Raw genomic sequence first — 14,560 nt, forward strand, 5'->3', positions numbered from 1 at the left:
AATTTCATTGCAATGGTAAGCAGTAGTTGACATGAGAAAAGAATTAAATATCATAAGGGGACATCTCGCTTTGAAATTAAGGGGACATTTTACCTTTGGAATAACATGGGGAAAATGCATTTTTACAAAGTTGAAGTTATCTTAGTACATATTTTAATATTCGAAGTTGGAACTACTTGATTTTTTTTCATTTACTCTTATAATCTTCTATGCCAAATAAATGGATAAAGATTTTGAGGAAAGAGATTGACTCTGCCCATCGTATCTGTATCCTGGGTGTTGGAAATATCCAAAGAGGTGATGATGGAGCAGGGCCGCTGTTAATTAACTTATTTAAAACCAGGATAGAGAAAAAGGAAAATATTTTATTAATTAATTCTGGCGAAACTCCGGAAAATTTTACTGGTGAGATACGAAAATTTCAACCCGACCTGGTAATAATATTCGACGCCTGCATTCGCAGTAAAAAACCTGGCGAAATATTTATCGTAAATCCTGAAAAAATCGAGAATGAGGACATATCCACTCACCGTTTACCTTTATCAATGTTTGTAAAATTTCTTGAAGAAACAATCCCAACCAAGGTAATAATAATCGGCATTGAGCCGAAAAATTTAAACTTTGGAGATGGTATTTCGCCTGAAGTAAAAAAGGCAGTTGAAGCCCTTGTTTGGTTATTATGCAAATGCCTGAAAATTTAAATCCGATAAATCAACAAGACTGCAGCATTTTAACAAAAGTATGCAAACCTGAAGGTTTGCCCTACATTGTATTCATTAATCAGCTATGTAATCGTATTTGTCAATAAAGAAGAGTCAGTTAGCAGTCAACTTGACACAATTGGGTAGCCGAGTATAATTAAATTGAAATGAATTATATCCTGTTTATCTTTATCCTTACTCAAACACAAGACTCGTTAGAGAATCAGCGGTCCCAAGACTTTTCTTACGAACAGGGACTTGGAGACGGGCAATTATATGGCGAGAAAAAATTTTATCCCGGTTATTGTCTTGGTGGCTGTCTTGTTGGTGCAGGTGGTGGATGGCTCGGTGCATTAGTGGATAGTAAAATGTTAACGAATATTGATGTATTCAGAACGCCTTACTCTTCAGCCGTGGGTAGCTTTTTTGCAGGCGTATTGTTATATCGTAAACCAAAAATAGAAATTCCTCAAAACGGCATATCATCAAAAGATTCTTTATACATTAAGGGTTTTATCGATGGTTATAAGAAAGTTGTGCAACCAAAAATGACAATATGTGAAATCGGAGGATGGGTTATTGGGAGTGCAATCACAATGGGCATTGTATTTATCATCTGTCTTCCCCATGGATTGCAATAGATGATTCTTATTTCATAGGTCTATGTACAACAAATTGAAGTTATAAGCCTTTTTATTGTTTCAGCGACCCCTGCCCGAGCTTCAGAAAATCTTTCATAAATTTCCTTCTCACTATTAAAGCCGATTATTGACGCAACATTCTTCAAACCATCCTTTGTTATTACATCGGTTGCCCCGACAGTTAAACGATAAATATCTCTGATTGTCTTGAGGAAGTTAAAACTATCAGATAAAAATGCAAATTCATTCTGATAACCGGGCATTTTTTCAGAGAGAATTTCAAATAACTTTGAGTTTACAGGCTCAGTAATTTCTAAATGTGCCTTCAAAATGAGCATTATCATCTCAATATCCCTGAGACCACCTGCACATTCCTTGATATCTATCCCGGAATTGATATATTCTTTTTCTGAATGGCGTGAATTTATTTCATTTATCATCCGTTTTATATAAAGAGCTTTTTTCGCAAAAATATGGGGCTGGAGAACAGATTTTAAGAATTCCCTTTCAAACCGGTGTGAACCGGCAATTAGTCGTGCGCCCAGTATCTGGGACTGTTCAATAAATAAATCTGGTTTATCTTCCTCAAGTAATTGCTCAATTTCCTTTAAGGTTATTACAAATCTCCCAAAATATTCAGCAAATCTGTGATGGGGAATTGTTCCACGTTTTATTATCTCTGCATTCATTTTGCTAATCACTTTGTTAGAATAGGCGAGCAGTTCCGGGTCTTCAGAATTCAATAAAACAATCAAATCATAATCATCATCATAGGCCTGTTCCCGGGCATGTCCACCGGCCGCAAAGATTGCCAGGACATCTTCGGTAATGATTCTTTTATTTAATTCTACATCAGTTTCTTCGCGACAGATATCATAAAGAGTTCTGATGTACTGGTCGGCAAATTCTATAAATTCTGTGTTTGTTGACTGAATTGAAGCACCCCGTAGAGATGCAAGCGCTACTCTCATCATCTCAAAATCATAATAATCACCGAGTTTTTCCTTTTTCTCCACAAAACTGCGTTTTGGATCGATATCACCATAAATGCCTCTCGCGAATTCTTTTAAAAAATCGGAGTCTCTCAAAAATCTCAGGCATTCTGGATACTTTTTTGTGATCCTAGTAAAATATCTTTTAAAGAAGTGACTTGATGAAATATAAATCTTTATAAGATTAGAAAAATCGTCAACAATCGTTGCAATCTCATCTTCATATACTCCGGATTGCAATACATGCATATAGTGTTCAAGATGACTTGTTGTTTCAATAGACAACAAATCATTAAGCAATTCAGGGTATCGTGCATAGACAAATGCAATATTTCTCACTGCTTCAGGATCTTTATTTATGCTGTTTATAAATTTGTCATTAATTTTCTTATATATCTCAAAAGTTTTTTTATTTTTAGCTAAGGTAGAGAGAAATGTAAATAGAGTATAAAAATCAAATCTCAACCATTCAAAATATTGTTGAATAATTGTATCCTGTTCAATCTGAGTAAATTGGTAAAAATCATTTGAAAATCTTTCAAGGGTCTTCGGGCTCCCAAAATCATCAAGTATATCATCCCAATATGAAGTGCCACGAAAAAATTTGAATCGGTCAATAAAGTTCCGCACCAGATTTCCTTGATAATTCTCGTCAAACAGCGAAGTGAAAACTGAATTTCTTTTAAGATGGATCTTCAGGTCATTGATAAGATTGGGGATTATCCTGTGAATATTCTGGAGATTTTCATAATAATGAACAAGAAGATGTTCTTCAGCGCGACATAATCCAATATCGGTATATCCAAGCAATTGGGCAATCCTACGAATGTTCCTAAGAGTCGTCTCATCAATAACAATTTCCTCGTCTTGAGTTACAAACATTTGATAAAGATAGCGAAAGATTTCAATGAAGGTTAAAGATCGCTCAAGGGTATCGTATTCTTCTATTCGCATTCGGTCGACTTTCCGAAGTTCATCTAAAATATCCCAGGCATTCACCTTCCAAATATTGAAAACAGTTTTTTTGGCAGAAATAATACTTTTTATCGCTCTCAAACCATCTTCTTTAAAATTTATGCGAGACTTGCTTATTGGACGGGCTAAAAGTGCCCTTATTTCACCTAAAATACCCCGCAAATATCCCTCATGATATCTCTTTTCACCATTGGGATCATAAAAATATCTTGAAATGACCTCGGTTTGAAACTGTTTAAAAAGTTCGTTATCGCCAGTGATTATTGCTGCCCCAAGCATTTCATTGATGATAACAAAGTCTCTCAATTCCTGAGTTAGTACTTCTTTATACTCTTCTATTGACGCTGAATAATATCTGCCACCTATGTGTTCGGATAGATGGAAATGGAATGATACTGCAAATTTAAGCATTTCTTTACTTAAACGGACAATTACCTGATTTAAAAAATCACGACCCTCTGAACCATCGTCAATAATCCCTACATCAATATCATCCTGATCAGATTTTGTTCCTACACCCATTATGACAAATCGGGGCAATTCATTTTTTCCTTTGAATACCTGCAATAGTTCCTCAATATATGCAGCAGTGAGGTAACGGAATTGATTCCCCGCACGATGCATAAATTGTCTGTAAAACTGAATCTTATTAATATTTTGTGAAAGCAACTCGATCTTTAGGGTATCAATTAATTGTCGATTCATCCATAACAAATGCAGGGCGAAATATGTACCCATAAAATTTAATTTTTCCTCTTCTTTCTCCGCTACATTCGCAACAATCCTCAATTCCTCAGGGAAATTAGTTGATGGATGTAGAAAATGGACCATCTCCCTTTTTTTATAAATCTCGATTTTATCAAGTAGTGGCTCATAAAATCGTTTTATTGCCTGGAGTTGTTTGCGGTAATGATTACCAAACTCTTCCGTCTTCTCACTTATTATAGTTAAAAAATCCTTCATTTATTTTGGAATATTGCCTTAACAAATTCAGGAATTTCAACATCCTGATATCCGACTTCAGGGGCGAGCCTCAAAATTGTGAGTAATTTATCTTTGAATTCTTTCTCTCTATTGAGCCTTTTAACTTTTTGCTGAACATATTCCCAGAAATTCGCATTCATTAATTCTTTTGAATAAATTATATAAATATGCCTCAAATCCACGCTCAAATCTACTTTCAAATCAATATCCTTTTCCAATCTTGGTGAAAGAACCTTCTCAACAAAAATATCATAGGCATGGGCGATATAGAGTTCTATCGGAAATTTCCCTTCCTTCAATTCAATCAACGTAGCATATGGTTTCATCTGTTTTATATTTTCTGTATAAAATTCAAAGATCCCTTCCCGCAAAATATAATCAACATTAAACCAGGTCTTTGTAAATGACCAGGCAGTATGGAAACTTGTAATCTTCTCACTGATCATCAATTCATCATCATAATTCACAATCTGTAAACCATGGGATTTGGGTCTGGTTATAAAATCTTTCAAACTCTTTGCATCTTTAAATAAAAGGTCTATGTCCCAGAATGCAGTATACCTCAAATACCCCTGGATCAATAATGTTAGAGCGCCAATGAGAATAAAATTTAAGTCTTTCTTATCCTGCAATTTAGAAACCTCAACAAGAACTTTAATGAAATTTAAGCGCCTCTTCTCATCCACAAAGTTCAGCCATTCAGGCATTACCATTTTCTCTCCTAATTTTAATTATTCAGCATCTGGAGTATTGGTAACCTATATACAATTTTAGTTAAGTGGATAAAAAAGTCAAGGTTGATATAAAAAATGTTGTTCTCAAAGCGAACAATTGTTCTAAAATTCTACACATAAATAACAGAGATCGATAAAAAATATTTGAAATTTCATAGATTTCTTCTCAAATAATTAGGCACGAATTTTGCAATAGAAAGTGGTCAGAAAGAAATCGTAAAAGGGGGTGCATTATGCGGCATAAATCATTCTTATTATCATCAGTCCTTATCTCGATATTATGCGCACTCACCGTGCCAAAGTCAACATACGGCGAGTTTCTTATTGATACCAGCACGGTCTTTCTCCCTGCGCCTTATGACCAAAAATCGAGTGGAGTCGCCTATGACGGAACCAATTATATGGTTGTATGGGCAGACTGGCGCAGCAGTGATGCCAATATCTACTGTGCCCGGGTTAATACCTCCGGTCAATTACTTGACCTCAATGGAATAGTAATATCGTCTGCGCCAAGTAACCAAAAAGATCCAGCAATCGCATTCGATGGAAACAATTATCTAGTGGTCTGGGCTGATGAGAGAAATCAATCTTCTTCCTATACCGATATTTATTGTGCCCGTGTCTCAACCACGGGTACCGTCCTTGATCCGAATGGAATTCCCATATCTACTGCTGCGAGCAATCAAGTCTCTCCGGCAGTTGCATTTGATGGAACAAATTATTTAGTAGTGTGGGCGGATTACCGAAACGGGAATAATCCAGATATCTACGGCGCCCGCATTACACCAGAGGGAACAGTTCTTGACCCTGACGGTATTCCGGTGGCGACATCCATATACAGCGAAGACAATCCGGCAATCGCCTTTGATGGAATGAATTATTTGGCTATCTGGCAGGTCAATATAGCCGGGGATTGGAATATTTATGGAACAAGAATAGACCAAAATGGAAATGTTTTGAACCCAAATGGCTTCGCCATTTCAGAAGAGATTAACCACCAATGGTATCCTGCAGTAGCATTTGATGGAACGAATTATCTTGTAGTATGGAGTGATAGACGCAACAGCGCTTATGATCAAATATACGGCGCTCGGGTAACCCAATCCGGTGGAGTGCTTGACCCCAATGGAATTCCTATTGCCACTTCCGCCACCTACGGTCAATACTTCCCAGCGCTTGCCTTTGATGGGGTAAACTATTTTGTGGTATGGGATGATTATCGGAGCAGTTCCCATAACATCATGGGTGCCCGGGTAACCCCAGGGGGGATAGTTCTTGACCCTAACGGAAGATATGTTTCAAACGCCGCAAGGGATCAATTATATCCTGCGATCACATTTGGCGGTGAAAATTATTTTGCGACCTGGGATGATTATAGAAGTAACTCTGATTTTGACATTTACGGAGCAAGGGTAGACCCATCGGGCAATTGTTTGGATTACAATGGAATCATCATCGTTACCTCAATCAATTATCAGTACACACCTAATGTTGCCTTTGATGGTACAAACTATCTGGTGGTGTGGGAAGATTCCCGCGGAATTGCATATTCCAATATCAAGGGTGCCCGTGTGAGCCAGTCAGGGATTGTCCTTGATCCCGGCACAATCTCCATTACAACTGCTACGAATGATCAAATCTCTCCCGCCGTTGCATTTGATGGTACTAATTATCTTGTCGTCTGGGGTGACCAGAGAAATGGAGTATGGGATATTTATGGCACACGGGTGAGTCAATCCGGAACAGTTCTCAACCCTGCTGGAATTGCGATATCTACTGCGGCAAATTATCAGGAATATCCGGCTGTCGCCTTTGATGATACCAATTATCTTGTCGTCTGGCAGGACAAAAGAGGCGGTACTTATTACGATATTTATGGCACAAGGGTAACGCCCTCGGGCACGGTTTTAAATCCATCCGGAATCGGGATTTCAACCGCCGGTAATGATCAGTTGGCTCCTTCTGTCGCCTTTGATGGAACAAATTATCTGGTGGTCTGGGAGGACTATAGAAACAACTCAACCATTCCGGATATATATTGCACACGGGTAAATAGGTCCGGCACGGTTTTAAATCCTGCGGGGATTGCAGTCTCTACTGCGGCAAGCCACCAATATACCCCAAAGGTAGCATTTGGCGGGACGAATTATCTTGTGGTGTGGGCTGACAACCGGAATGGAAATTGGGATATATATGGTGCGAGAGTAACCCCTACAGGCACCGTCCTCGATCCCAATGGGATAGCGATATGTACCAATAACTCAACCCAATTGTACCCTAATGTGGCTTTCGATGGCACAAATTATATTGTCGTTTGGTCCGACGTCCGAAACGGTGATTTTGATATCTACGGAGCCCAGATTACCACAACGGGAACAGTCTTGAATACATTTGTTGTCTCATCCCGTCTGGGTAGTCAGATTGACCCAGCGCTGACCATAGGAACGGGAAATCAAATCTGCACTGTTTATTCCGGATTCACTAATGAGATAAACGGGATTCCCGTGAACACGATGCGCATCTGGTGCCATCAATACTCTTTAATTGGATTAAAAGAAAAACAGCCTCCTCTTAACCCTGCTGACAAAACCACGTTTCTGAATCTTCCCAATCCATTTAAAGAAAACACTTTGATCAAATTTCAAGTCCAGGATGCAAATTGTGAAATCTCATTAATAATTTATGATTCCCAGGGACGTCTGATTAAAAGACTCCTCTCGAAACACATGACTTTAGGAGTTTACAATATAAATTGGGATGGAACTGATGACAATGGTAAAAAGGTGGGTAGCGGCGTCTATCTCTGCTACCTGCAAAACGGACCGCATTGTAAAATAAAGCGAATGGTGTTAATAAAATAACCAAACACTAACCCCCTCCCCCTTGCCCTCTCCCCGCCTTCCTTATGCAGGGCGGGGATGTTTTTTAGGACTATTATTCATCATTGTGATTTAAAACAGTATTTATATTTATGCATTCTGCGAAATGTTGACTTTTGATTAGTCATTCAATGCATTCATGGAAATGCCAAAATAAGTCTTATGGGACCAGGCTAAGACATTGTTTTACGAAAATTCAAAGTCAATTTATTTACCTGATTCACCAGCGGGTTCTTTTTTCTTCATCAATCGCACACTATTTGAACCACATTTTGGACAGGTCCTCTCTTCAACCACTCCTTTTACATAATGCAATTTAAATTCTGCACCACACCTTAGACATTTAAAATCTGCCTCATCAGGCATAGAACCTCCAGTTTTTGTCATAATCTCATATAGTCTTATAGTCCGATGGTTTCTGACAATAGGACTATCCAACTAAAGGACTATAAGACTATGCGACCATAAGACTATCAGACTATTTTTGTTCACTCAAAACCTTAACCGTATACTCAATTTCTTCCTTCGTTACCTTCTGTCGGTGTTTTTCTATCTCAATCATTGTCCTGGCAAATCTCTGCCCTTCTGCAGCGCTGATCCATTCAAGGAATAATCTGTCAGGTCTTATCCCGAGTTTCTCCAATTTATCCCATAGTCTTTCAACCCTTTTCTGTGTCCAGCGATTCGCATCAATATAATGGCAATCAACAAAATGGCAACCCGAAACCACCACAATCGGAGCGCCCTTCTTGAAGGCATATAATACCCAATCCTCGTCAACCCTGCCACTGCACATCGTTCTTATCAAGCGCGCGCTCGGTGGATACTGCAACCTCGCCCCGCCACATGTATCCGCACCCGCATAAGAACACCAGTTGCAGGCGAAGACAATGATTTTATCCTGCGGGTCTTCTTCAAGATAGGCATCAATCATTGCATATACCTGTTCATCAGTAAAATGCCGCATCTTTATCGCACCGAACCGGCATTCAGCACCACAGGTTCCGCAACCCTTGCACATCGCCTCAATCAATTCTATTGTTTTCTTTTTCGGCTCAACCTTTATTGCCTTATATGGACATACCTGGGCACAGATTGTGCAGAACCTACATATATCTGGATTTATTACTGAAGTAATTGCTTCAAGTTTTATCTTGCCCGCAGAGAGAATTGTCATTGCCCTTGATGCCGCTGCGCTTGCCTGCGTTACCGAATCCTTTACATCCTTGGGTGCCTCAGCACAGCCCGCAAAGAATACACCGCTTGTTGGTGCATCAACCGGCTTTAATTTCGGATGTGCCTCCATAAAGAATCCATCCGGTGTTTTAGAGAGCGTTAGTAATTTCTGAACTTGAGGCATATCGTGTCTTGGGATAACTCCAACTGAGAGAACAACCATATCAAGTTCATGCTCGGTGATTCTATTCGTTGTGGTATCTTCCACCATTACCTTTAAATTTTTTGTTATTGGGTCTTCAACAATCTCACCCGGAATTCCCCTAATATATTGAACCCCGGCCTCCTTGCTTCTTTTAAACAAATCCTCAAAACCTTTACCAAATGCCCTGATATCAATATAAAAAACCTTTGCCTCCACATCGGGATAATGGTCTTTCAAGAGTAGAGTGTCTTTAACGGTATTCATACAACAGATATTGCTACAATATGGCTTACCACGTTTTTCTGAACGGGAACCAACACACTGGATAAAACCGACGGTCTTAGGACGTTTCTTGTCACTCGGTCTGATAAAATGACCATCCGATGGTCCACCTGCGGAAATAAGCCTCTCAAACTCCATGCTGGTAATGACATTTTGGTATTTAGTATAACCATACTCATCGAGTTCAGTAGGATCATAAACATCCATTCCGGTCGCAACGATCACAACACCGGTATCAAATTCTACGATTTCATCTTGCATATCATAATTTATACATTTCTTATCACACTTCTCAGCACACTTGCCACAGGCGATAGGATTTGTGCCAAGGCAGGCCTTCATATCAATCAGATATGCAGAAGGAACCGCCTGAGCAAAGGGGATATATATCGCCTTTCTTAATGATAAACCTAATTGATATTCATCAGGGACTGCTACTGGACAGACCTTGGCACATTCGCCGCAGGCAGTACACTGTGTCTCATCAACATAGCGCGCCTTTTTCCGCACGCGCACATGGAAGTTACCGATATATCCAGATATTGACTCTACTTCACTATAGGCAAGTAATTTGATGTTTGGATGTCGACCGACATCCATCATCTTGGGACCGAGGATTCATATCGCACAGTCCATCGTGGGATAGGTCTTCGCCAGTTGTGCCATCAAACCGCCCAATGAAGGCTCTTTTTCAACAAGATAGACCCTTACTCCGGCATCAGCCAAATCCAGTGCTGCCTGCATTCCGGCAACACCCCCACCAATCACCAAAGCCGCCCTCGTTACGGGGATTTCCCTTTCTTCTTGTGGCTCTAAAAACCGTGCTCGTGCTATATATGCCTTCACAATATCATATGCCTTAGCCGTTGCTCTTTCCCTATCACCCATATGAACCCAGGAGCAATGTTCGCGGATATTAGCCATATCTACCAAGTAGGGATTTAGCCCTACCGAAGATACACAATTCCGGAAGGTAGTTTCGTGCATGCGTGGCGAACAAGCTGCAACAACCACCCGATTTAATTTCTGCTCAACGATTGCTTTCTTTATCTCTGCTTGTCCGGGTTCAGAACACATGTATCTGTTTTTTACCGCATATACAACATCTTTTAATCCCTTTGCTTTCTCCACTACAGTATCAACATCTACTGAGCCGGCAATATTGGTCCCGCATTCGCAGACAAAGACACCGATTCGCAAATCATCTTCTGGCATTTAAATCACCCCCTTCCTTTTAAAATTCCAAAATCCAAACAAACTTTAAATTCCAAACCACTCATTTCATTTTTGCCAAAATCTTGTCAGGTTTGACCCGATGTGTGTGAAGTCCGACCTCTTCTGGTGATAACCCTTGGGCAAGGCCGAGCAATTGAAATAGATAGATAACAGGAATATTAAATTCTCGCCCCTTTTTACGGGCAATCATCAGTTGTCCTAAATCAAAAGACGAAAAGCATGTCGGACAGATAAGACCCATACAATCAGCATCTTCGGCATCAATTGCTGAAAATATCGCTTCAGTCATTTCAAGGGGCAATTCATCATCCATACAGCCCTTGCCACAGCATAACATTCTTTCTTTATGTTCAACTGGGATTGCACCGATTGCCCTCACAAAATCATCCAAAATTTGTGGATAATCTGCATCATCAACATGCATGATCTGACTCGGTTTTAAAAGATGACAGCCATAATGAATTCCGACTTTTACACCGGTTAATGGTCTTTTCACAGACCGTGCTACTGTCTCCATACCAAGGTCATCTCTTATCATAACCGTCACATGTTTTACCTTTACCTTGCCCTGATATTCTCTATTTATCTTCTTGAGACGTTGATTTACTTCTTTCTTTAATTCCTCATCTTCAGCGAGGATATATTGTGCCTCTTTGAGTGTGGATATACAACCCGAACACATTGTGATAACATCAAGCCCGGTCTCTTCAGCAACGGCAAGATTCCTTGCCGCAATCGTAAGCCATTTCATCTTATCCCTTGATTTGAAATAGATCGGATCAGGACAGCAGGTGAATCCTTCAATGTCAACGAGTTCAACACCCAAGTTGGGAAGGGTCTTTCTTATTGCCAACTCCATCTGTGGATATTTTAAGGGCATCATACAGCCCCAGAAAGGGACAACCTTCATATCTATCTTTTCCTTCTTTGGGAATTCTTTATATACCTTTCAACTTCCTCTATGAAATTGAGAAATGACTTATAGTTCTCTCTGACGAAAGAGAGTAATGATTCATCTGAGATCGTCCAATATCTATGAACAAGGGAATTTCTGAAGTCAAAAATAGGCTTCAATCTTTCCGCCAAGTCTTTGGGCAGAACTCCTGTTTCTCCTGCTTTAACAATTGTTTCAATATAACCGGATACACTCTTACCTTTGTCTTTAGCAAGAATATGCATCAGGGTGTTAGCCATTATTTCCGAAATTTCAATTAATAAATACTTCAGGCCTCTTAAAAGCCAAGGTTGAGAAAGAATCTCACTATCGGAATATTGGATAATGAGATTCTCAATCTCATTAACACATGATTTTATATCTTGAAGATAATTCTGAATGCGATCCTTATCAATTCTCATAATATGCTTGTCTCTTTAAGAATACCGATACATCCGCGATAGGCAATGGCATTTTTCTCTATAAGGTCGGTCCTCAAATCATAGTCTCGGTCAAAAATCAGGGTACCGGTTTTAAAGACTCTATTTAGGAAAGTAAAAGATACTAAATTTAGAACCACTATGTCAACATTATCCGGCTTTATATTAAACCCTTTTTTCACCAGCACTTTTGATATTTTGCATTTTAAATCCGATGTAGTCTTAAAAAGGTTTTTCTCAACCAATGGCACAATATAGATTCCAATGTCTATATCGTTATAATTTTCTCCTTCAGTAAAAGAACCAAAGAGATAGGCAAACTTTATGGATTTGTCTTCTGCCAAAATTTTTTTTATTTCTTTTACGACCCTCACCGTCATATTTATATTTTAGTCAAAAAAAAATAATTGTCAATGCAAATAGAGAACCCCTCAAACTGCATCAGACAATTTCTTTATCATTAAATGAGATAAGCAAATGAAAAAAATACTCACTGAATTTTGAAGTTATTTTTTTAGATAATCTCTTTTAATTCTTCTACTGGAATTTTTTTGAGCTCGGGCAGCCCGAGCTCCTGGCGGATACGATTTACCGCAGAAGTAATTACAACACTCACCCCAGTCTTACCGATATTTTCAGATAATTTTGTTAGATTTTCCGGAGCAGTTCCTTTTTCAACGCAGATATTCTTTAAGGCAATGATTACTTCAATTGGTCTTACATCCTGCGGACACCTTTCATAACAGGAATAGCAATTAGTGCAGAGCCAGATTACCGAATCCTTCCCGGTTAGGTCTTCTTCCATGCCCAGAAGTGCCTTAAGCAGAATCACCCTTGGGTTAAATTCTTTTGTAAATCTTGCTGCGGGACAGGAGGCAACACAGGCACTGCATTGATAACAGTAATTGTGGTGCTTGCCCCCCGGCACTTTATTTAATTTCTCACGAAAACGAAAGTTGACAATGATTTTTTCTTTTTCCATAAAACAACCTCACACGATTAAAATTCCAAGCACCAAATCCCAAACAATATTTACATTCAAACAAAAAATACTTAAAAACCTTCTCTTCACATGAAGAAAGTTGGATGTTAAAGTTGGGAATTTAATTATTGGAATTTGCTTTGGATTTGGAATTTGGGATTTGGGATTTACAATCATCTATCATCCTTCCATTGCTTCCGCAACAAGATTCTCCAGACTCTTTGTCTCAATCTTTATTTCTTCCTGGCGCTGGGCTTCCAGTGTTTCCTTCATTGCACAATTGAAATGGATTTCACATTTGGGACAGGCAGTAATAAGTAAATCAGCGCCACTCTCTTTCGCCTCTTTTAATCTTGTGATTTGTATTCTCTTTGAATAGTTAGAGCAATTCATCCAGGCGCTCACCCCACAGCAGATTGCCCGATTCTTGTTATGTCTCATCTCTTTTAACATCAATTTAGGTATTGCATTGAACACCTTTCTCGGTTCATCATAAATTCCAAGGTGCCTTCCCAATCTACAAGGGTCCTGAAATGTAATGACCCTATCAAGTTCTTTCAGTCTTATCTTTTTTTCATCTATTGCCCTGGCGATTATCTCTGAGATATGATACATCTCAATACTGAAATCAAAATATTTTGCATAATCAAGTTTGAATGTCCTATAGCACTCAGGGCAGGAAAAGATTATTTTCTTTATACCCGAGTTTTTAATCAGATTAACATTCAACTGGGCAAGTTTTTTGAAATTCCCAAAATCTCCCTGCCATAATAAATCATGGCCACAGCATCGTTCGTCTTTAAATAAGACTGGATTTATTCCAATGTGATTCAAAATCTTTATACTCGCATTTGCAGTGGTAGTAGGCATAACACCAATATCGCTGAATAATACATCAAAGAATGGAGCACAACCCACAAAAAATAATGTATCAGCATTTTCGCTTATCTTCAAACTTTTATCTAGCCAGTCCATCCTTCTTGGATTTAACCCTGGTGATGACATTATCCTCATCATTGACTGTGCAGCACCACCGTGTGAACATAATGCCTCTTCACCAAGTTTTGTTGCCTCAAGCCTTATTGCCTGGGTGAGTTCAATATAATTTATCCCGGCCGGACAGGTCTCATCACAAAGCTGACAGGTAAGGCAACTCCAGATATTTTTATCCTTTAATAAATCACTATTTAAACCCCGCAATGCCCGATTGAGCAGAATCCTTGGTGAATAATTATGATTGAATCTTGAGACGGGACAGATTCCGGTGCACTTACCACACTCAAGGCATAAAAGGGCACGGGAATTTCTGATGGCATCAGCTAAAAGCATAGATTCTCCATGATACAAAGTTATCAGGAAACCAGACCTTCTTAAATTCCAAATTCCAAGTACCAAATCC

At 39.1% G+C, this 14,560-nt stretch carries 12 protein-coding genes; 3 read left to right on the forward strand and 9 right to left on the reverse strand.

Features of this window, described 5'->3' with window-relative positions; translation table 11 throughout:
• Positions 1-209: 209 nt before the first annotated feature.
• Together hycI and ABIL39_10930 are read left to right on the forward strand one after the other, a co-directional pair.
• Positions 210-701 carry a hydrogenase maturation peptidase HycI gene (hycI, locus tag ABIL39_10925; protein MEO0166636.1) on the forward strand — a complete coding sequence of 164 codons (492 nt, stop codon included), beginning with the start codon at positions 210-212 and terminating at the stop codon, positions 699-701.
• Positions 702-868: 167 nt separating this feature from the next.
• Positions 869-1,342 carry a hypothetical protein gene (locus ABIL39_10930; protein ID MEO0166637.1) on the forward strand — a complete coding sequence of 158 codons (474 nt, stop codon included), beginning with the start codon at positions 869-871 and terminating at the stop codon, positions 1,340-1,342.
• Between the two features lie 20 nt (positions 1,343-1,362).
• Here ABIL39_10930 and ABIL39_10935 read toward each other — a convergent pair whose 3' ends face one another.
• Complete coding sequence (locus ABIL39_10935; GenBank protein ID MEO0166638.1) at positions 1,363-4,272, reverse strand: hypothetical protein; 2,910 nt, start codon at positions 4,270-4,272, stop codon at positions 1,363-1,365.
• Positions 4,269-5,000 (reverse strand): hypothetical protein, encoded by a 732-nt coding sequence (locus ABIL39_10940; GenBank protein MEO0166639.1) that lies wholly within the window; start codon positions 4,998-5,000, stop codon positions 4,269-4,271. Before ABIL39_10940 ends, ABIL39_10935 begins: the two co-directional genes overlap by 4 nt.
• 260 nt (positions 5,001-5,260) lie before the next feature.
• Between ABIL39_10940 and ABIL39_10945 the strand changes: the two genes are divergently transcribed.
• Positions 5,261-7,888 carry a FlgD immunoglobulin-like domain containing protein gene (locus tag ABIL39_10945; protein ID MEO0166640.1) on the forward strand — a complete coding sequence of 876 codons (2,628 nt, stop codon included), beginning with the start codon at positions 5,261-5,263 and terminating at the stop codon, positions 7,886-7,888.
• 225 nt (positions 7,889-8,113) lie between these two features.
• On the opposite strand, the gene ABIL39_10950 is transcribed toward ABIL39_10945, so the two are convergent.
• The 7 genes from ABIL39_10950 to ABIL39_10980 all read right to left on the reverse strand — a co-directional run.
• On the reverse strand, positions 8,114-8,272 hold the full coding sequence (locus ABIL39_10950; GenBank protein ID MEO0166641.1) for a hypothetical protein: 159 nt from the start codon (positions 8,270-8,272) through the stop codon (positions 8,114-8,116).
• Positions 8,273-8,384: 112 nt separating this feature from the next.
• Positions 8,385-10,784 (reverse strand): CoB-CoM heterodisulfide reductase HdrA2, encoded by a 2,400-nt coding sequence (gene hdrA2, locus ABIL39_10955; protein ID MEO0166642.1) that lies wholly within the window; start codon positions 10,782-10,784, stop codon positions 8,385-8,387.
• A 61-nt stretch (positions 10,785-10,845) separates the two neighbouring features.
• Positions 10,846-11,715 (reverse strand): CoB--CoM heterodisulfide reductase iron-sulfur subunit B family protein, encoded by an 870-nt coding sequence (locus tag ABIL39_10960; protein ID MEO0166643.1) that lies wholly within the window; start codon positions 11,713-11,715, stop codon positions 10,846-10,848.
• Between the two features lie 2 nt (positions 11,716-11,717).
• Positions 11,718-12,161: a DUF86 domain-containing protein gene (locus tag ABIL39_10965; protein ID MEO0166644.1), complete on the reverse strand. Its 444-nt coding sequence runs from the start codon at positions 12,159-12,161 to the stop codon at positions 11,718-11,720.
• On the reverse strand, positions 12,158-12,559 hold the full coding sequence (locus tag ABIL39_10970; GenBank protein ID MEO0166645.1) for a nucleotidyltransferase domain-containing protein: 402 nt from the start codon (positions 12,557-12,559) through the stop codon (positions 12,158-12,160). The genes ABIL39_10965 and ABIL39_10970 overlap by 4 nt, the downstream gene beginning before the upstream one ends.
• 134 nt (positions 12,560-12,693) lie before the next feature.
• Complete coding sequence (locus ABIL39_10975; protein MEO0166646.1) at positions 12,694-13,161, reverse strand: 4Fe-4S dicluster domain-containing protein; 468 nt, start codon at positions 13,159-13,161, stop codon at positions 12,694-12,696.
• Positions 13,162-13,341: 180 nt separating this feature from the next.
• Positions 13,342-14,560: (Fe-S)-binding protein (locus ABIL39_10980; GenBank protein MEO0166647.1), on the reverse strand; the 1,219-nt coding region annotated here is incomplete at its 5' end.

The sequence above is a fragment of the candidate division WOR-3 bacterium genome, assembly GCA_039802205.1.
Lineage (GTDB): Bacteria > Hydrothermota > Tepidihabitantia > SM23-42 > JAOAFX01 > JAOAFX01.